16 protein-coding genes are annotated in these 21,745 nt (G+C 33.0%); 13 read left to right on the top strand and 3 right to left on the bottom strand.

Annotated elements, in window-relative coordinates; all coding sequences use genetic code 11:
* Positions 1–463: 463 nt before the first annotated feature.
* The 13 genes from D3P13_RS09030 to D3P13_RS08970 all read left to right on the top strand — a co-directional run bounded on the left by D3P13_RS09030 (position 464) and on the right by D3P13_RS08970 (position 19,987).
* Entirely contained in the window at positions 464–2,635 is a 2,172-nt protein-coding gene (locus D3P13_RS09030; protein WP_117881555.1) for a T9SS type A sorting domain-containing protein, read from the top strand.
* A 286-nt stretch (positions 2,636–2,921) separates the two neighbouring features.
* Complete coding sequence (locus D3P13_RS09025; protein ID WP_117881553.1) at positions 2,922–6,314, top strand: T9SS type A sorting domain-containing protein; 3,393 nt, start codon at positions 2,922–2,924, stop codon at positions 6,312–6,314.
* Between the two features lie 159 nt (positions 6,315–6,473).
* Positions 6,474–7,163, top strand: coding sequence for an NUDIX hydrolase (locus D3P13_RS09020; RefSeq protein ID WP_117881551.1), 690 nt, complete (start codon positions 6,474–6,476; stop codon positions 7,161–7,163).
* A 78-nt stretch (positions 7,164–7,241) separates the two neighbouring features.
* A complete protein-coding gene (locus tag D3P13_RS09015) occupies positions 7,242–8,912 on the top strand; it encodes a ribulokinase (RefSeq protein WP_117881549.1) in 1,671 nt (556 codons plus the stop codon).
* Between the two features lie 4 nt (positions 8,913–8,916).
* Positions 8,917–9,618, top strand: coding sequence for an L-ribulose-5-phosphate 4-epimerase (locus tag D3P13_RS09010; RefSeq protein ID WP_117881547.1), 702 nt, complete (start codon positions 8,917–8,919; stop codon positions 9,616–9,618).
* 16 nt (positions 9,619–9,634) lie between these two features.
* Positions 9,635–11,143 carry an L-arabinose isomerase gene (araA, locus tag D3P13_RS09005; protein ID WP_117882234.1) on the top strand — a complete coding sequence of 503 codons (1,509 nt, stop codon included), beginning with the start codon at positions 9,635–9,637 and terminating at the stop codon, positions 11,141–11,143.
* 33 nt (positions 11,144–11,176) lie between these two features.
* The gene (locus tag D3P13_RS09000) at positions 11,177–12,742 is read left to right on the top strand and encodes a solute:sodium symporter family transporter (protein WP_117881544.1); all 1,566 of its coding nucleotides are present in this window, start codon (positions 11,177–11,179) and stop codon (positions 12,740–12,742) included.
* A gap of 322 nt (positions 12,743–13,064) precedes the next feature.
* Positions 13,065–14,066 carry a GntR family transcriptional regulator gene (locus D3P13_RS08995; protein WP_117881543.1) on the top strand — a complete coding sequence of 334 codons (1,002 nt, stop codon included), beginning with the start codon at positions 13,065–13,067 and terminating at the stop codon, positions 14,064–14,066.
* 4 nt (positions 14,067–14,070) lie between these two features.
* Positions 14,071–15,555, top strand: coding sequence for a xylulokinase (locus D3P13_RS08990; RefSeq protein ID WP_117881540.1), 1,485 nt, complete (start codon positions 14,071–14,073; stop codon positions 15,553–15,555).
* Positions 15,556–15,585: 30 nt separating this feature from the next.
* Positions 15,586–16,902, top strand: coding sequence for a xylose isomerase (gene xylA, locus D3P13_RS08985; RefSeq protein ID WP_117881538.1), 1,317 nt, complete (start codon positions 15,586–15,588; stop codon positions 16,900–16,902).
* A gap of 10 nt (positions 16,903–16,912) precedes the next feature.
* Complete coding sequence (gene xylE / locus D3P13_RS08980) at positions 16,913–18,340, top strand: D-xylose transporter XylE (RefSeq protein WP_117881536.1); 1,428 nt, start codon at positions 16,913–16,915, stop codon at positions 18,338–18,340.
* 331 nt (positions 18,341–18,671) lie between these two features.
* Complete coding sequence (locus tag D3P13_RS08975) at positions 18,672–19,088, top strand: CBS domain-containing protein (protein WP_117881534.1); 417 nt, start codon at positions 18,672–18,674, stop codon at positions 19,086–19,088.
* A 140-nt stretch (positions 19,089–19,228) separates the two neighbouring features.
* Positions 19,229–19,987, top strand: coding sequence for a zinc-dependent peptidase (locus D3P13_RS08970; RefSeq protein ID WP_157972874.1), 759 nt, complete (start codon positions 19,229–19,231; stop codon positions 19,985–19,987).
* A gap of 2 nt (positions 19,988–19,989) precedes the next feature.
* Here D3P13_RS08970 and D3P13_RS08965 read toward each other — a convergent pair whose 3' ends face one another.
* The 3 genes from D3P13_RS08965 to D3P13_RS08955 form a co-directional block, all read right to left on the bottom strand.
* Positions 19,990–20,754 (bottom strand): sulfite exporter TauE/SafE family protein, encoded by a 765-nt coding sequence (locus D3P13_RS08965; RefSeq protein ID WP_117881530.1) that lies wholly within the window; start codon positions 20,752–20,754, stop codon positions 19,990–19,992.
* Between the two features lie 30 nt (positions 20,755–20,784).
* Entirely contained in the window at positions 20,785–21,171 is a 387-nt protein-coding gene (locus D3P13_RS08960) for a VOC family protein (RefSeq protein ID WP_117881528.1), read from the bottom strand.
* 93 nt (positions 21,172–21,264) lie between these two features.
* Positions 21,265–21,720, bottom strand: a complete 456-nt coding sequence (locus D3P13_RS08955; RefSeq protein ID WP_117881525.1) for a DUF1801 domain-containing protein — start codon at positions 21,718–21,720, stop codon at positions 21,265–21,267.
* Between the last annotated feature and the right edge of the window lie 25 nt (positions 21,721–21,745).

Genomic DNA, 21,745 nt, shown 5'->3' with positions numbered 1-21,745 from the left:
AGCACACTTATTAAAAATATTTTCATATATTTATCATTGTTAAGTAGTTAGCTAATTATTTTTTAAATATTTTTATTGTAAAAATATTTTTAGGATTGTGTATTATCTTATCTGCTCAAAAACTATTTTCGATCTACTTTAGATTATTTATTGTAATAGGGGATTACTGTAAATAGACTAAACTAACATTAGTAATGGCTAATGCTTAAGGTTTACATTTTATTAGGAGTATAAAGTGTGAATATTTATCTATAATAACATTTCAGTTACTTAAAAGCATGCTGCTTTCGGCAGTCCAAGAATTTTTGTTGCATTTTTTATAAGTGTATATACGACAGTTAATAATTGAAATGTGAAATATTTTGAATATAAGTAGCTTCAAAAAATAAATTTAAAATCGTCTGCCTATGGTATAAAAATAAAACTAACAATAAAATTAATCTCAAACACTAAAATTAAATTTATGAAAACAAAATACTTTTTATTTCTTATTGGAATATTTTTTTCAGTTGCAATACAAGGACAAAATAGCATTTCACTGTTAAATCGTCCGACCTCAGTTGTCGCGGGTGATTCAATTGATTTTACCGTAAATTATTCAAAAGTTTTTTCCACAGCAAAAGTGATGGTAAAGTTTTTTGATACCAATACAAATAGTCAATTAAATTTTGATATCGTTTCAAATATAACGGCAAATTCGGGTACTTTAAATTTTAAAGTTTTAGCACCTTCAACGGTTGGTACTCATTACGAAATTAGAGCACAACTTTTAGAAGGTTGGGCTGGAAGAGCCGATGATAATGGGTCAGTCTCAGTGGTTGCAAATATACCTCCTCCAACAGGAAATTCAATTACTATTTTAAATCGTCCTACCTCAGTTGTCGCCGGTAATAATTATACTTTTAACGTAAGTTATTCAAAAGATTTTCCCACTGCAAGAGTATTAATAAAATTTTACGATACGAATTCAAACAGTCAATTAAATTTTGATGTTGAATCTTCACTAACGGCAGATTCTGATGTGATCCCGTTGACGATCCAGGCACCTTCAAACATTGGCAGTAATTATGAAATTCATGCACAGCTTTTAGAAGGTTGGGCAGGAAGATCGAGTGAGATTGCTGGTGTAACCGTTACTGATGAAAGCACACCGCCAACTGGTGAAAATACTTTAGAAATTGTTAATACATCTACTAATGCCATTAACAATGGAAGTATAAAGCGAGTAAATGTTCAATACAATGTTCTTCAGGCAAGTAGAATATTAGTAGAAGTTCGTGATAGTGATGTAGCTGCAGGCAGTAATAAAATTGGACAGGTATGGGTAGACGTAGCTGCCGGTTCAGATATTGTAGGAGTTGATTTAGTTGTAAATAGTGGTAACCCAGGAAGTACAAACCTTATTCAAGCGGTATTGTTTGAAGGCAATTCGTGGACTCCAATTACAATAGCAGAAGTTCCTCAGATTTTAGTTAATAAAGGTGACGGCACAATTACATATAGAGGTCAACCTTACACTGGAGGAAATGAACAAAATACAAAATTTGCAGAATCCTTGGGGAGTGGTTATTATACCAATTGGTTTGTTAATAATGGTTGGAAAGGAGATATTCAAGCTAATTTTGGTTCCGCGGAACAGGCTGCATGGGTAGATTGGGACAATAACGGTTTCCAATCAGGTCAAAGTCATGCTGAATTTGATATAAAAATACAAAAATATTCTTGGCATAACTGGAAACAACCATCAGTTGATCGTGGCTATCCAACTAAAATTGCCCTATTGAATAATGATGTTACCTGCACTGCCAATGGACAATGGGCATCTAATAGTGAAGGCCGTACCTTTTTAAATATGACAGCTTGGTTGTATAATGGAGGAGGTGATTTAAATAATAATACTTACTCTAAAAGCGATGTAATAGTTCATACATGGGATAATTCAGGTAATCTAGCTCAAAAATATGCGGCTAATCCTAATGATAATTTAGAACCTCTGGATACAATTCATAGTGGAGGTGTCGCCTATCACGTATTAAAAAGAAATACAGGTGGATATGGTGAAGCAGCTACATACAATATAGTACCTTATAACAATCCTAGAGATGGTATCTGGCAAACCACATTTAATACGAATCCTTTCAGTGTTTCTTTAAATATGAAAGATATTCTAGAGAAGTTGATTTCAGTTGATGCAAATAGCAGTATTCCTGTTTTAGACAATCAATGGTATATTCACGGGTTAGAGTGGACCTTTATAGGATCATCGGGTGATACTGTGGGCGGAGTTTTTGTCCAAGATAGTAATGCTAAATTAACGTTGTCTTCATATACCATTCCAAATTTAAACGGAGGTTCATCATTAAAATCGTCTAAAATTAAGACGACAAGTGTTGAGGAATTAATATACCCAAATCCATTTTCAGATTCATTTACATATCAATACAATGCCGCTGAAAAAGAAGCTGTAGTCTTAGAGCTATATTCAATGGACGGGAGAAGAGTCAAAACCGTTAGAAATAGTAACAATGATACAAATAGTATTACAGTTAATACAGGTAATTTAAGTAAGGGGATGTATGTACTTAGAATTACTTCTGGTGATTTAACACAAACCAAAAAGTTAATAAAGAATTAGTATTTTAATTATTTGAGGAAAAGAGTCGCTTAATAAATTTAGGCGGCTTTTTTTATTTTAATGTTTTTTGAATTAAATAAAAAATACGATTAACATCGCAAGGTCATTTACATTAATAGGCCTTATTAAAAATGGATCTTTCTGAAAGTCAGCTAGTATATACCTCATTTTTTTTAAATGTAATAGTTACATTTATATTAAAAAAATTGCTATATTTATCCAATTAAATGCTTAAAAGCATACCCAAAATAACTTTTAAAACTAATACTCAATTAAAAATGTAATTATGAAAACAAAATTACTCTTACTATTTTCAGTACTTCTTTTTGTGATATCCGTGCAAGGGCAAAACACTATTACCATAGTGGATCCGCCGACTTCAGTAGAGGCTAATACTAACGTTGACATTACCTTTAATTACACAATAGTTGAAGAGGCATATGCGTATATAAGATTTAAAGATGCAGGTAACTTGACAGAGATTTCTGCAAAATTTTCTATTGGTACAGGAACTGCAACATTAAGTCTTCCAATACCAGATGTGCCGCCAGGTGACAATTATAGCTTTCAGGCACAGCTTTTCTCAACTGGTTGGTCTCACTTGGCTACTGAAGATATAACTGGTATCACTGTAAAAGGACCGTCAAACTCAATATCAATGATTGATCCGCCAACTACAGTAATGGCGGGTACAGACGTTGATATTACTTTTGACTATATAACAGATCAGGCTGAAGCACATGTTTATATACGATTAAAAGATGCCGACGGTAACGTGTCAGAGATTTCCGATAAGGTAACAGACAATTCAGGAACGTTAACATTAAGTCTTCCAATACCTGCGGATGAACTAGGTACGGGTTATAGTTATCAAGCACAGATTTTTACAACTGATTGGACTGAATTGGCTAAGCAAGATATAGGAGGGATAACCGTAGAAAAGCTCTCAGCAAATTCTATAACTATTGTGGATCCTCCAACAACCGTAATTGTTGGTGAAATGGTTGATATTACCTTAAGCTATACAAAAGATATAGCTGTTGCTTATGCATTGATACGTTTTAAAAATACTGCAGGTGACAACTTGGAGCAAAAATACGTTGAAGTAACTGATGATGCTGGAAGTGTGACCTTAAGTCTTGAAGCACCCGTAGATGTAGGTAACGATTATAGCTATCAAGCACAGCTTATTTCAGGAGATTTTGACGAAATTTTAGATGCTGAAGTTGTCGAAGGTATAATTGTAAAAGTTGAAGGTGAGTCGAATTCAATAACTATGGTTGATCCACCAACTACTGTAACCGCTGGTACTAACGTTGATATTACCTTTAACTATACAACAGATTTGTCTACCACATATGCGTTTATACGATTTAGAGATGCTAATGGTAACTTAACAGATATTAATGATAAGGTAGATTTAGGCTCTGGGTCTAAAACATTAAGTCTTCAAATACCAGCGAGTGCTTTAGGTACTGGTTATAGTTATCAAGCTCAACTTTTTTCATCGACTGACTGGGGTACGAGTATAGCTGCTGAAAATATAGAAGGAATTACCGTAGAAACAGGTGTAACTGCACCTAATTCAATAACTATGGTGAATCCACCAACTACAGTAATCGCTGGTACTAACGTCGATATTACCTTTAACTATTCGACAGATTTGTCCACAACATATGCGTTTATACGATTTAGAGATGCTAATGGCAACTTATCAGAGATTAATGATAAGGTAGATTTAGGCTCTGGGTCTAAAACATTCAGTCTTCCAATACCTGCGGATGAATTAGGTACTGGTTATAGCTATCAAGCTCAACTTTTTTCATCAACTGACTGGAGTTCGAGTATAGCCACTGAAAATATAGAAGGAATTACTGTAGAAACAGGTGTAACTGTAACTAATTCAATAACTATGGTTGATCCGCCAACTACCGTAACTGCTGGTACTAACGTTGACATAACCTTTAACTATACCTTAAATATAGATGGTTCAGCGTTTATACGATTTAAAGATGCCAATAACTTGACGGAGATTAGCAAAGTATTGAGTGCAGGCTCAGGGACTGAAACATTAAGTCTTAAAATACCAGCGAGTGCTTTAGGTACTGGCTATAGTTATCAGGCACAGTTATTTGATCATAATAACAATTATGCTCATTTAGCAACTGAAGATGTAACTGATATCACTGTAGAGGCTTATGTGCCAACGGGTGAAAATACCTTAGAAATTGTTGACACATCAACGGATCCTATAAATAATGGAACGTTGAGACGCGTTAACATAAAGTACAATTTATTGCAAACCAGTAAAATATTAGTTGAGGTTCGTGATAATGAAGTGGCCGCAGGCAGTAATAAAATTGGAGAAGTTTGGGTAGAACTTCCTCCGGGTAACGATACAGTAGGGCTCGATTTAATAGTGGATAATGGTTGGCCAGGTGAAACAAATCGAATTCAAGCGGTACTCTTTGAAGGTGGTACTACTTGGGGAACTATCGCTATACCAGAGATTCCTTATATAGTAGTTGGAAAAGGTGATGGTACAATTACCTATAGGGGACAGCCAAGTGCAGATGTTAACACTCTTTTTTCACAAGATTTAGGTGATGGTTATTGGACTAATTATTACATCGCTGATGGATGGAAAGGACCTATACAAATGAATTTTGGTACTGTTGGTTCACCTTCATGGATAGAATATGAAAATCAAAATGTAATTGCGGAAGGACATAAAGAATTTGATATAAAAATTCAAAAATTCTCATGGCATGATGCAAAGGACACCTCTGTAGATAGAGGGTATCCTAAAGCCTTGAAAGATATTGATTTTCCACTTAACACAGCTATGGAAGGGCAATGGAGTCCAGAAAGTGGAGGTAAAGGTCAGCTTAATATGACGGCCTGGGTTACCGAAAATGGAGATATGAGTGGCAATAGAGTTGATATTATAGTTCATACCTTTCATAATGGTGGGAAAACAAGAATTAAATATGATAATAATACGGAGGTCGACAATCATGTTTTTAATAATATTGGTGAGTTTACAGCAAATAACGGATTGACGTATCAAATTTTAAGAACCTTGCCAGGTTATTTAGGAGAAGTAGCTTCCTATAATTTGGTTCCTGATGCCATAGTGCAAGCGGATCCTACTGCTGATTATACAACCGATATAATAACTGCTAATGTAGACATGAAAGATATTATTGATAACTTGATTGCAAAAGAAGCTGCCTATACGGGTACAAAGGTGTCAATAAATGATACTTGGCAAATTAACGGGTTAGAGTGGACGGTAGTTGGACAATCAGAAAATACAGATTCTGATGGTCAACTTATTCCAAGTGGCCATGGTAAATTTACCTTTAATAGCTATTTAATACCAGATTTAGTGAAGTCGTTAGGTACTGATGATTTTGATTTAACCCTTCAAAACTTAACCATTTATCCTAATCCTTTTACAGATTCATTTACTTATGAATATGACTCAAACTTAAGTGATGAGGTAACCGTTGAGTTATTTACAGTTGATGGTAGAAAGGTTAAAATGATTAAAAATAATGATAGATCTTATGGTAATAATAGAACTATAAATACGGAGCACTTGAGTAACGGAATGTATATCGTTCGTATTACTTCAGGTGATGTGCAAGAAACGAGGAAGTTATTAAAAATCTAATACTTAGCATATAACAAGAAAGAGTCGCCTAAAATTAAATAGGCGACTTTTTTTTTAAAAAGATGATTATATTTGATTAATTTGCGGATTTTACATGTGTTTTTGTATGATGCGATTTCTTAATCCATGTAAATTTGCTTATTTGTAGAAATTTTTTATATGTTAAATAATTATAGTAAAGAGGATAAAGTATTGTTAGCGGTAGACTGTATTATTTTTGGTTTTGATGGTCAAGATCTAAAAATTTTACTAATTAAAAGAGACTTTGAACCGGAAAAAGGCAAGTGGTCTTTAATTGGTGGGTTTTTAAAGAAAGAAGAAAATTTAGATGAGTCAGCAATACGTATTCTAAATCACCTTACGGGCTTACATGATATTTACATGGAACAATTTTACGCCTTTAGTAAAGTTGATAGAGATCCAGCAGAACGTACAATTTCTGTAGCGTATTATGCTTTAATAGATATTGCAACGAGCGAAAAAGAGCTAATTCATTTAAATTCAGCAAAATGGTTTAGTTTAGAGGATGCTCCGAAACTTATTTTTGATCACGATAAAATGGTTAAACGTGCAGTAAGCAGGTTAAAATATAGAACAAAAACTAAGCCTATCGGATTTGAGCTTTTACCTGATAAATTTACAATGTTGCAACTGCAAAATTTATATGAATCGGTTTTAAATAAAAAATTAGATAAGCGAAATTTTACAAGTAAGATAAATACCTTAGACATACTTATTAAATTAGAAGAAAAGGATATGGAATCTTCAAAAAAAGGTTCTTTTCTATATCAGTTTGATTTAGATAAGTATAACGAAAAATTGAAAGAGGGTTTCGTTTTTAAAATTTAATAGGCACTAAAATTAAAAGTGTGTCTCAAACACTTATAAAAATAAATCACTATATTTGTTTGATTAAATAATTAAGTAGTGAGAAATTATGTTATTGGTTTAGATTATGGATCTGATTCTGTTCGTGCAGTATTAATTGATACAGCAACAGGACAGGAAATAAGTTCTAACGTCCATTTTTACCAGCGATGGAAGGAAAATAAGTATTGTGATGCTTCAATTAATCAATTTAGACAACACCCATCAGATCATATAGAGGGATTAGAAGATGTTATAAAATATGTTGTAACACAAAGTAATGTTGAACCAGAATCAATAAAAGGTATTTGTATTGATACCACAGGTTCTTCTCCAATTCCAATCGACAAATTTGGTACACCTTTAGCGTTAACTAAAGGTTTTGAAGAAAATCCTAATGCAATGATGGTCCTTTGGAAAGATCATACTGCAATTAAAGAAGCTAACGAAATAAATGAATTGGCCAAAACTTGGGGAGGTGAGAATTACACTAAATACGAAGGTGGTATCTATTCCTCAGAATGGTTTTGGGCAAAAATTTTACATATAATCCGTCAAGATGTTGCCGTAAAAAATGCGGCATATTCATGGATGGAACATTGCGATTTACTAACCTATTTACTTATTGAGAATAAAGATTTAAAATCATTTAAACGCAGCCGTTGTGCAGCTGGGCATAAAGCCATGTGGCATGAATCATGGGGTGGATTACCATCAGTATCATTTTTAGAAAAACTAGATCCATATTTGGCTAAACTTCGTGATAAACTATTTACGAAAACCTATACTTCAAATGAAATTGCAGGAACTCTAAGTACTGAGTGGTCGAAAAAATTAGGACTTACAACAGATACAGTAATTGCAGTGGGTACATTTGATGCCCATGCGGGAGCACTTGGAGCAAAAATTGAAGAACATACCTTGGTAAGAGTTATGGGAACTTCAACCTGTGATATAATGGTTTCTTCAAAAGAACTTTTAGGCTCCAAAACGGTAAAGGGTATTTGTGGTCAAGTTGATGGCTCTGTAATTCCTGGAATGGAAGGCTTAGAAGCTGGTCAATCTGCTTTTGGCGATTTATTAGCTTGGTTTAAAGATATGTTGTCTTGGCCAATTGATAATCTCGTTTTAACTTCAGATGTTTTAGGTGAAGCTCAGAAAAGTGAATTAAAGGAAGAAATAGAGGCTAATTTTATAAAGAAATTAAGTGAGCAAGCGGAAAATATACCGCTGTCTGAAAGTATACCAACTGCATTAGATTGGATAAATGGAAGAAGAACACCTGATGCTAATCAAGAATTAAAAGCAGCAATGTCTAACTTAACGTTAGGTACTAAAGCCCCACATATTTTTAAAGCATTAGTAAATGCAATATGTTTTGGCTCTAAAAAAATAGTGGAACGTTTTGAAGAAGAAGGCGTTGCCATAAATAGCGTAATTGGTATCGGTGGAGTAGCAAGAAAATCTCCTTTTATTATGCAAACACTAGCCAATGTTTTAGATAAGCCGATTAAAGTGGCAGCTTCTGATCAAGCACCTGCATTAGGTGCAGCTATATATGCCTCCGTTGCTTCAGGAATCTACTCTAATGTGATTGAAGCAAGCAAAAAAATGGGGAGTAATTTTGAAGCAATCTATTATCCTGAAAAAGAAAAAGTTCCTGTGTATAAAAAACGGATGCAATCTTATAATGAACTGAGTTCTTTTGTAGAAAATATCACTAAAAAATAAATAAATGAGTTCAATCTATAGTGCACTTAAGCAGGAATGTTACGAAGCAAACATGGAGTTAAACGCTCTGGGTTTAGTAATTTATACATTTGGAAATGTGAGTGCGGTTGATCGGAAAAATGGAGTTTTTGCAATTAAGCCAAGTGGTGTTCCTTATGAAATTTTAACACCTGAAGATATGGTAATCCTTGATTATGAGAATACCAAAATTGAGGGGAAATTAAGACCTTCTTCTGATACAAAAACCCATGCCTATCTTTATAAAAATTGGAATGATATCGGGGGTATTGCACATACACATGCTTTGTATTCAGTAGCTTGGGCTCAGGCTCAAAAAGATATTCCTATTTTTGGTACTACTCATGCTGATCATTTAACCTCAGATATTCCTTGTGCTCCACCAATGAGTGATGAACTCATTAAAGGGAATTACGAACATAATACCGGAATTCAAATAGTAGATTGTTTTAAAGATAAAGGTCTTTCACATACAGAAGTTGAAATGATATTGATTGGGAATCATGGCCCTTTTGCTTGGGGTAAAGATGCCGCTAAGGCGGTTTATAACAGTAAAGTGTTAGAGACAGTAGCTCAAATGGCAACTTTAACATTGCAGATAAACCCTAATGCACCAAAGCTGAAAGAATCATTAATTAAGAAGCATTACGAACGTAAGCATGGCAAAAACGCCTATTACGGACAGTAAAAATATAAAATATAGTATGATAGATAGTTCAAAAAAAGAAATTTGGTTTGTTACAGGGAGCCAACATTTGTACGGTGATGATACCTTAAAACAAGTAGCGGAAAATTCAAAGGAAATTGTAAAAGGTTTTAATGCATCCTCGCATTTACCTATTAAAATAATTTATAAACCAACCGTGAAAACGCCTGACGAAATTACTAACGTATGTCAGGAAGCTAACATTTCAAAAAGTTGTATTGGTATTATTACTTGGATGCACACTTTTTCGCCGGCTAAAATGTGGATAAATGGTTTAACGATTTTAAATAAACCATTGTGTCATTTGCATACACAATTCAATGCCGAAATTCCTTGGAAATCGATAGACATGGATTTTATGAATCTAAACCAATCTGCACATGGTGACAGAGAATTTGGTTTTATGATGACTAGAATGCGTAAAAAACGTAAAGTTGTAGTAGGACATTGGCAAGATGAACGCGTTCAGAATAAGTTAGGTGTATGGTCTAGAGTTGTTTTAGGATGGGATGAGTTGCAACATTTAAAAGTAGCTAGAATTGGTGATAATATGCGTGAAGTTGCTGTTACGGAAGGTGATAAGGTTGCTGCTCAAATGCGATTTGGTTTTTCGGTAAATGGTTTTGATTCATCAGACGTAGTAAAGTATATCAATGACGTTACTGATACCGATTTAAACAAATTATTAGCAATTTATGAAGATAGTTATGATTTAACTCCATCACTGAAAAAAGGAGGAGCTCAAAGAGGTTCACTAATTGAAGCTGCGAAAATTGAGTTAGGCTTACGAGCTTTTTTAGAAGAAGGAGGATTTAATGCATTTACAGATACTTTCGAAAATTTAGGTGAATTAAAACAGTTACCAGGCCTTGCCGTACAAAGATTAATGGCCGATGGTTATGGTTTTGGAGCAGAAGGTGATTGGAAAACAGCTGCAATGTTACGAGCTATTAAAGTTATGAATGTAGGCTTAGAAGGAGGCGTTTCATTTATGGAAGATTATACCTATCATTTTACACCTCAAAAATCGTATGTGTTGGGTTCTCATATGTTAGAAATTTGTCCAACTATCGCCGAAGGGAAACCATCTTGTGAAGTACATCCGTTGGGTATTGGAGGTAAAGAAGATCCAGCCAGATTAGTATTTAATTCCACTACTGGAGATGCCATAAATATATCGTTAGTTGATATGGGCACTAGATTTAGACTTATTGTAAATGAAGTAGAAGCGATTAAGCCTTTGGAGGATTTACCAAATTTACCAGTAGCTAGAGTGTTATGGGATGCAAAACCGAGTTTAGAAGTTGCCGCAACGGCATGGATTTTAGCGGGAGGTGCTCATCATACTGTTTTTAGTCAATCTATAACTTCAGAGTATATGGAAGATTTAGCTGACATAGCAGGAATAGAATTATTAGTTATTGATGAGAACACAACCGTGAGGGATTTTAAAGATAAAATTAATGCAAACGAAGCATATTATCATATGTTTCAACATGGTTTATAATACGCATCAAACGAACACTTAACGAATTAAATTATGGGAATAATAACGTTTTTGGCTTTTACATTATTGGTTGCTGCTATCGCATGGTGGTCCACAAAAACAACGGATGAAAAGTCCTCTGACGGTTATTTTTTAGGAGGAAGAAGTTTAACAGGGCCCGTTATTGCTGGTTCTTTGTTACTGACAAACTTATCAACCGAACAAATAGTGGGTATGAACGGTGTTTCGTTTAGAGACGGATTACCTATTATGGCTTACGAAGTTGTTGCCGCAATTGCCATGGTCTTTACCGCATTCGTTTTATTACCTAAATATCTAAAAAGTGGTATTGCAACCATTCCACAATTTTTAGAAAAAAGATATGGTAAATCCACAAAAACAATCGTTTCCTTATTATTTTTATTGGGGTACGCAATATCTATGTTGCCAACAGTATTATACTCTGGTGCATTGGCCATTAATACCATGTTCGATATTCCTGAGGCTTTAGGGATGGGGCCAGAACCCGCACTTTGGGTTACCGTTTGGTCCATAGGAATAATAGGAAGTATTTATGCAATTTTTGGAGGATTAAAAGCAGTTGCAGTGTCTGATTCTATCAATGCCGTGGGGTTAATTGTTGGAGGCTCATTAATACCCATTTTTGGGCTAATGAAAATTGGTGATGGCAATGTTTTTACCGGTTTAAATAGGTTAACAACGGCACTCCCTGAGAAATTTGATATTATTGGTGGTCCCGATTCTGATGTACCATTTTGGACACTTTTTACAGGAATGATAATTGTTAACTTTTATTATTGGGGAACCAACCAAGCAATCATACAAAGAGCTCTTGGAGCTAAAAATTTAAAAGAAGGTCAGAAAGGACTTTTACTTGCGGCATTTATTAAAATTCTGGGACCTTTTATTGTAGTTCTTCCCGGTATTATTGCATTCTATATTTTTAATGGTGATTTAGCCAATCCTGATGAAGCATACCCAATGGTTGTTAAGGCAGTGTTACCTGTTGCATTCATTGGTTTTTTTGCAGCAGTATTGTTTGGTGCCATTTTAAGTTCATTTAATAGTGCCTTAAATAGTTCGGTTACTTTATTTGGTCTTGATTTTTATAAAGAATATATCAATAAAGAGGCATCTGAATTACAAGTTGTACGTGCAGGTAAAATATTTGGTATTGTTTTAGCTCTATTTTCTATGGGAATAGCTCCGTTACTTTACGGTGTTGAAGGTGGTATATTTACATACCTTCAGCAGTTAAATGGTACGCATAGTGTACCTATTTTAGCGATTGTAATTGTGGGTATATTTTCAAAACGTGTTTCTGCAAAAGCTGCAAATATTGCTATTTTATTTAGTGCAATTACCTATTTAATAACATTGTATGTAATTAAACCAGATATTAGTTTCTTGCACTTAATGGGTATCTTGTTTGTGTTAACCATTATAATAATGTTTGTTGTGAGTAAATTTGTGCCAAGAGAAACAGATTATGTTCAAGTATATACGAAGCAAGTAGATATAACCAATTGGAAATATTTAAAACCAGTAGGTTATGCTGTAGTTGCTGCAGTAATTGGAATCTATATTTATTTGTCCTAAAATCGAAGCCCTTAAAAGATATAAGAGTTGTTGATAATAGATCGCATAAAGTACTAATAATACCTATTCCAGACTTTTTAATAGATACATTCTTGTGTTAGTATGAAATATTTACTACAAATAAAGAGCTGGGAATAAAATAAGTGGTTACCCTTCTTATATTAACTATTACAGGGGTTCTCCTTATGTTTTCAATGTTATTCGATCATGCATACTCTTAATTATTGCTTTACATTTTTATGTATTCAATAAAAAAGAGCTATAATTTCTGTTAATTAGAAAATATTTTATTATTTTTACATAACGGAACAGAACAGAACGCATGTTAAAAGAAAATTTTACATTTAAGTTACTTCAAAACAGTGATATTCCAAAATATAAGCAGTTGGTTAATGCTATTAATGATGCCATTGCTAAAAATGATATTACAATTGGAGATTCACTTCCTTCGGTAAATGTAATGTGTAAGACGTATGAATTGTCAAGAGATACTGTTTTTAAATCCTATTCATTATTGAAGGAACAAGGGGTCATAGATGCTGTTCCCAATAAAGGATATTATGTTGCTAGCGATACCAAAAGAGTGCTTTTGGTTTTAGATACTTTTAAGGCATATAAAGAAGTTTTATACCATTCGTTTATAAATAATATGCCTAATAACATTATAACCGATGTTCAATTTCATCATTATAATATTGACAACTTTGAAACTATTATCAACAATAGTAAAGGTAAATATTACAAGTATGTAATTATGCCTTTTGATCATAAGAAAGTAGCTTCGGTATTATCAGATATAGAGGAGCAAAATTTACTTTTAATCGATTGGAATATGCATTCTAATCCATCCAATAATTATGTTTTTCAAGATTTCGGAGCTTCTTTTGAGCAAGCTTTAATTGGTGCTGTTACATTGTTTAAAAAATACAATGAGCTTCATTTTATTTATCCAAATTACACAAATCACAGTAAAGAATCAATTACTTTTTTTAAGAGTTTTTGTGATAAATATGGATTTAAATATAAAATAATAACCAATCCGAACGAGTTTATTATAGAAAAAAATATTGCATATATAAGTGTTAGTGATCGAATTTTAGGCAGTTTTTTAGAACAGTGTCGCGAAAGAGATTTTGAACCTGGCGTAGATGTTGGCTTTTTATCGTACAACGAAACGCCTATGAAAAAATTTATTTACAAGGGTATTTCTGTGGTTTCCACTGATTTTAAAATGATGGGTACAAAAGCAGCTGAATTTATCACAAAAGAGAAACCTATGCAATGTTATATACCAACAAAATTAACCATTAGAGAATCATTATAAAATTATGTATTACATCGGATTTGATTTAGGAAGTTCATCTATCAAGGCTGCTCTTGTTGAAATTTCAACAGGAAAGAGTGTTGGAGTTGTACAAGAACCAGAAACAGAAATGACTATGCTAGCATTAAAGAATGGCTGGGCAGAGCAAAAACCAGAAGAATGGTGGCAATATATTTGCAAAGCCACTGAAAGGTTAAAAAAAACTTATAATATTTCGAGAACACAAATTAAAGGTATTGGTATTGCATACCAAATGCACGGTTTAGTTGTTGTAGATAAAGCAGGGAAACCTTTGCGTAAAAGCATTATTTGGTGCGATAGTAGAGCTGTTGAAATAGGTAATAAAGGATTTAAAGATATCGGAAAAGAAAAATGTACTTCTCATTTACTAAATTCTCCAGCTAACTTTACGGCTTCAAAATTAAAATGGGTGAAAGAAAATGAACCTGAAATTTATAAAAACATTTATAAATTTATGTTGCCAGGAGATTTTATTGCTTTTAAGTTTTCAAACAAAATGACAACTACAATTTCTGGTCTATCAGAAGGTATATTTTGGGATTTTAAAAAGGATGCTGTAGCTAGTTTTTTATTAGAAAATTATGGAATTGATAACGCTTTAGTTCCAGATATTGTACCAACGTTTGGAGAGCAATGTGTGGTAAGTGAAAAAGGAGAGTTAGAAAGTGGGTTAGCAGCCGGAACACCAATTTTTTATAGAGCAGGAGACCAACCAAATAATGCATTGGCGTTAAATGTATTTAATCCTGGTGAAATTGCTGCAACTGGAGGAACATCTGGTGTTGTATATGCAGTTACCGAAAAATTATCGGGTAAAGAAAGTACAAGAGTAAACAATTTTGCACACGTAAATTATACAAAATCTAAACCTCGTATTGGTAAATTGTTAAATATTAACGGTGCAGGAATTCAATATAGATGGTTGCTAAACAACTTGGACGTTAATTCTTATGAAGAAATGAATAATTTGGCTTCAGAAATTCCTGTAGGGTCAGATGGCGTTTGTATGCTTCCATTTGGAAACGGTGCAGAAAGAATGTTAAACAATTTGGAAATAGGAACCAGATTAGTCAATGTAAACTTAAATAATCATCACAAAGCTCATATTTGTAGAGCTGCTTTAGAAGGTATTGCATTCTCATTTGTATACGGAATGGAAATTTTAACATCAGACGGAATAGATGTAAATGTAATTCGTGCTGGAAACGATAATTTATTTCGTTCAGAAATTTTTACAAACACCGTGGCTACATTAATACAACACGAAATAGAAATTTATAATACAACCGGTGCTATTGGAGCAGCACGTGCTGCTGGCTTGCATAAAGGAGATTTTGAAAGCTACGGAAAACTAATTATGGAAAACGATCATGTAATGACGTTTATGCCCTTTAAAGACAAAGAACCTTATTTAAAAGCATACCAAAATTGGAAAAAAGAATTAGAACTAATATTAAGTACAAAATAAAATAATTTATAATCATAAAACACACAAAAAATGGCAACAAAAGAATATTACAAAGGAATAGGAAAAATAAAGTTTGAAGGAAAAGAATCAGACAATCCAATGGCGTTTAAATATTATAACCCTGAACAAGTTGTGGCCGGAAAAACGATGCGAGAGCACTTTAGATTCGCCATTGCTTATTGGCATAGCTTCTGTGGTCAAGGTGGAGATCCATTTGGACCTGGTACTCAAAATTTTCCTTGGGATCAATCTTCAGATCCAATTCAAGCTGCAAAAGACAAAGCAGATGCCGCTTTTGAATTTATCTCAAAAATGGGCTTCGATTATTTCTGTTTTCACGATTATGACCTTATTCAAGAAGGTGCCACTTTTGCTGAATCTGAAAAGCGTTTAGCAACGATTACAGATTATATCAAAGAAAAGCAAAAAGAAAATAGTGTTAAATTACTTTGGGGTACAGCCAACTGTTTTTCAAACCCTAGATATATGAATGGAGCTAGTACTAATCCAGATTTTGATGTAGTTGCCAGAGCTGGTGGACAAATAAAATTGGCTTTAGATGCGACTATAAAATTAAATGGTGAGAACTATGTTTTTTGGGGTGGTAGAGAAGGCTATATGTCTTTGTTAAACACAGACATGGGTAGAGAATTAGATCATATGGGTCAGTTTTTAACTATGGCTAGAGATTATGCTCGTAGTCAGGGTTTTAAAGGAAATTTCTTTATAGAACCTAAGCCTATGGAGCCTATGAAACATCAATATGATTTTGATTCAGCAACAGCTATTGGTTTCTTAAAAGAATACGGATTAGATAAAGATTTTAAAATCAATATAGAAGTAAACCACGCTACTTTAGCTCAACATACTTTCCAACACGAAATTGAAGTTGCTGCAAAAGCGGGAATGTTAGGTAGCTTAGATGCCAATAGAGGTGATTATCAAAACGGATGGGATACCGATCAGTTTCCAAATAATATTCAAGAAACTACTGAAGCCATGCTTGTATTTTTAAAAGCCGGAGGTTTACAAGGAGGTGGTATTAATTTTGATGCAAAAATTAGAAGAAACTCTACCGATTTAGAAGATGTTTTCCATGCACATATTGGTGGAGCAGATACATTTGCTAGAGCTTTATTAATTGCTGATAGGATCATGACATCTTCACCTTACGAAAAGTTGCGTAAAGAAAGATATAGTTCTTTCGATTCTGGTAAAGGAAAAGAATTTGAGCAAGGTAATTTAAGCCTGCAAGACTTGTACAAAATAGCACAAGAGAATGGAGAGTTAACCTTAAGAAGTGGTAAGCAAGAATTGTTCGAAAATATTATCAATCAATACATTTAACTGACAGGCCATGCAAAAATCAACCAATTCAGCATATTTATTAAAATTAACATTAGTAGCCACCTTAGGAGGATTACTTTTTGGTTACGATACCGCTGTAATTTCAGGTACCGTAAGCTCATTAGATAGTTTTTTTGTCAAACCTTTTGGGTTAAGTGAAGTAGCAGCAAATTCTCGATTAGGGATGGTAGTTTCAAGTGCACTGATTGGTTGTATTATTGGTGGGCTTTTTGGAGGTGTAGTGAGTAAGAATCTAGGGCGTAAAAAAGGATTATTTTTAGCGGGAATATTATTTTTATTTTCCGCTATAGGATCCTCCATGCCTGAGATCTTTATGAAGCCTATTGGAGAAGGAGATCACAACTTTATTTACATTTTTGTAGTATACAGAATTATTGGAGGTATTGGTGTTGGTTTAGCATCAATGTTATCACCGCTATATATTGCAGAAATTGCTCCTGCCAAGGTTAGAGGTAAATTAGTTTCAATGAATCAGTTTGCGATCATTTTTGGTATGTTAATAGTTTATTTTGTAAACTATTATATTGCGAAACAAGGAGATGATAGTTGGTTAAATACAATTGGATGGCGTTGGATGTTTGCATCAGAAACGATTCCAGCAAGTTTATTTTTATTGATGCTGTTTTTTGTTCCTGATACACCAAGATCACTGGTGTTAAAGAATCAAGATGAAAAGGCCTTGGATGTTTTGACTAAAGTAAATGGAGTAGAAGAAGCTAAAAAAATATTTGGAGATATTAAAAATACAGTTGTAAGTCATTCGGGAAAATTATTCTCTTTTGGAACTGCTGTCATTGTAATTGGAATTTTATTGTCCATATTTCAACAATTTGTAGGTATCAACGTGGTATTGTACTATGCTCCAGAAATATTTAAAACTATGGGGTCAGGAACGGATACCGCATTACTGCAAACAATAATAGTTGGAGCCGTAAACTTAGCGTTTACAGTACTGGCAATTATGACTGTAGACAGGTTTGGTAGAAAACCTTTAATGATTATAGGAGCATTGGGCATGGCAATCTCTATGTTTGCCTTAGGGGGAGCATTCTTCGGGAAGTCCGTTGGTGCATTTGCACTAATATGTATGTTAGTATATGTGGCAAGTTTTGCGATGAGTTGGGGGCCAGTAACATGGGTTTTATTATCTGAAATTTTCCCTAATAAAATACGTGGTCGTGCCATGGCAATAGCAGTAGCAGCACAATGGATTTCTAATTACTTGGTTTCTTGGACATTCCCAATGATGGATAAAAATAGTTATCTGTTAGAGAAATTCAATCACGGATTTGCCTATTGGATTTATGGAGGAATGGGACTGTTAGCGATGTTCTTTGTTTGGAAATTTGTACCTGAAACCAAAGGGAAAACCTTAGAAGAAATGGAAGGTCTCTGGAAGAAAGATAAAGACAAATAGCTTTTAAAGCTGATAATGTAGAATGTAAATATATTTTATAAAATCTTCATTGCGTATATTATAAATAATAAATCCTCCGCATTTTCTATGGAAAAGATTAGCGGAGGATTTATTTTTTAAAAGATTGTAGTCATTTCTGTCAGAATACTTAAAGAGTACATCGTTATTCATACAAATAACGAAATATGTTGTTTGTTAGATAATTTACTTGGTTTTCTTCTCAAACATAAATAATAATTAAATCTAATATTATTCATTACTGATATTTATCATATTAATTTGGCTTTATTTTTAAGATATTTAACTAATAAACAATAAAGGTTAAATCATTATGAAACATAAAGAACCTGTATCTAGAATTATGACACAAAATGTAGTTGTCATCAAACAAAATGCAAAATTACCAGAAGCTGATAAATTATTCAAAGAACATAAAATTAGACATGCACCTGTAGTAAAAAACAAAAAAATTGTTGGCATGTTAAGTTTGACTGATTTATCTCGAATTAGTTTTGCTGATAATTATGATGATAATGAATCTATTGATGATTCAATTTATAGCATGCTTTCTGTAGGTCAAATTATGGCTAATAATCCAGTAATAGTTTCTTCCGAAACCATAATTAAAGATGTGGCATCGTTATTAATTAACAAAGAATTTCATGCTCTGCCCGTGGTAGATAATGATCAATTAGTGGGCATAGTTACCACTACAGATTTGTTAAAATATTTGGTTGATAGATGCTAATAAGGATGTGAAACTTAGAAAAAAGCACTCTTTTTTGCTAAAATAGTCGTATTATAGCGGTAGAAAAGAAAGAATACTTTAAAAGTTAACGCTATGCTATGGGTTAATTTAGAAGAAATTGCTATTTAAAAACAACTATTTTGATAGAACTTGTAAGCCTTGTCTTTGGTGCAACTAATTTGAACCGTTTTGTGCTTTTTCCAAATTTTATGTTTGGAGCACAGAGGGCTATTATTGCCGATAATTTCCCTTTTTATAATAATTTATCTATTATTGATAAACGTTGTTTTGAACATAGAGTATTAAAATTTATTGAAGCTCACAATTTCATTGGACGCGATGGTATTAAAATAACAAAAAAAATGGAATTATTAATTGCCTCTACTGCGGTAATGTTAACTTTTGGAATGAGAAGATACTTGTTTTCTCAGTTTGATAATATAGTTATTTATCCTGAAAATTATGTTTCTAAAGTAACCAATAGACGTCATCAAGGAGAAACGAACCCAAGATTGGGTACAATTGTTTTTTCTTGGGATAATTTTATGGATGGAATAGAAATTGAAGAAAACAATTTAAATTTAGGTCTGCATGAATTAACCCATGCTATGCATTTTAGTTTTTTAAAAGAAAGTAGTTTTACTTCAGTTGTGTTTTTAGATCATTTTACTGCATTATTAGATAGAATGAAAGATAAAAAATTACAACGAAAAATTGTAAAGTCAGGTTATTTAAGACAATATGGTTTTAAGAATCAGTTTGAGTTTTTATCTGTAGTGGTTGAGCATTTCTTTGAAACACCACATGAGTTCAATCAAAAATTGCCAGAAGTGTACAAGATGGTGAAGCAAATGATGAATTTAGATACATTGAAAATGTCTTCTAGGCGTTCCGCTTAGGTTTATTTAAATAACATTACCAAAGCTCCTATTGTCGTTACAATGAGAATAAATTTTCTATAATTTAGGTTAGATATTTTTTTAACAATCATCACACCTATAAAAAATCCTAAAACTACAGCAGGTATAAGAATGGAGTTTAAAACCAGTGATTCTTTCGTAACCGTTTTCCATACAAAAAAGTGAAACGGTAATTTAAAAACATTTATTATAAAAAACAGCCAAGCTGCTGTACCTATAAATTCATTTTTAGGCAGTTTAATAGCTAGAAAATATATATTTGATATTGGTCCAGCTAAATTACCTATCATGGTTGTAAATCCCGCTAAAAAACCTGCAGAACTGGAAAAAGCAATATGTGTGGGGATTGTTGAAGACTTTCTTTTTTCATTATAAAATAAAATAAGCACAGAAGTTATAATAATGATAGCCATCAGTCTTTTAAAAAGCAATTCAGAAATATCATTTCCAACCCATACACCCACAAGAACTCCAACGACCATCCATGGTAATAGTTTTTTTATATATGTCCAATTGGCATGTCTATTATAATATATTACAGCGAATATATCAGCAAATATGAGCATTGGCAACAATACACCAGTCGAGGCTTTTTCGCCAAATACAAATGCTAGAATTACTACATTAAGAATACCAATACCTTTAATACCAGATTTAGATAAACCTAATAAAAATACGGCTAACAGTATAAAGATCCATTGTTGTGCGGACAGTTGATAAGCATTAATAATTTTGAGGTACGACATTAATTGAAAAAGTTCATTTTGGTAATCGATTTATAAAAATGCTGCATCTTTCGGTTCCCAAAGTTCAATTTTATTACCATCTAAATCGAGAATCCAACCAAACTTTCCATATTCAAATTCCTCTATTTTGTCAATGACTGTAACGCCTTCTTTTTTAAGTTCATCCAGTAATTCAACTAAGTTTTCTACCCTATAGTTAAGCATAAAGTCTTTTTTAGAAGGCTCAAAATAATTCGAGTCTTGCTTAAAAGGACTCCATTGTGTAGAGCATTTATTCCCAGCAGCATCTTTCCACCAAAATGTACAACCCCAATCATCTGTATTAAATCCTAAATGTTTGTTATACCAGTCTTTTGTCGCATTTGGGTCATCAGTTTTAAAGAATATACCGCCAATACCTGTTACTCTGTTTTTCATCTGTTGTGTTTTAATAGTATTAATTTGTCAGATGGAATGCCATAATTATCATTTCCTTAGTTTTCTAAACTTTGGTTATGGCATTTCATAATATTATTTATTTATTGTATTTTCATAAGTTTTTATCCACTCATCAACAGTCATTTTCTTAGCTAATTTTCCAATAAGTTCATAGGGAATTTCATTGGTGTTCTTAAACCGTATACAACTTTTACCCATATCTAATTTTCGTTTACAATAGTTGGGGTATTCAGAAACAAACCAATCAAGCAGCTCTTTTTTAGCATAAATACCACTATGATATAAGTTGATTGAATTTTTCTGTGATGCTAAATTTATAAAAGGTAAGGGCAATTTTGGGTCGCAATGATAACCATTGGGATAGATAGAATGTGGAATGTAATACCCAATCATTTTATAATTAATTCCTTCTTCAAACCCTTTTGGTAGATTTTTTAATAAAACTTGCCTTAATTTTTTAAGAGGTTCTTTTCTGTTTTCTGGTATTTGGTCGATATAATCTTCAACCGAATTGGCTTTATAATTCATAATAAGTTGTTAATCATAAATAGCG

Source organism: Aureibaculum luteum (assembly GCF_003449015.1).
GTDB lineage: Bacteria > Bacteroidota > Bacteroidia > Flavobacteriales > Flavobacteriaceae > Aureibaculum > Aureibaculum luteum.
Note: the sequence above shows the minus strand (reverse complement) of the source record. Positions and strands in the feature narration are given on the sequence as shown.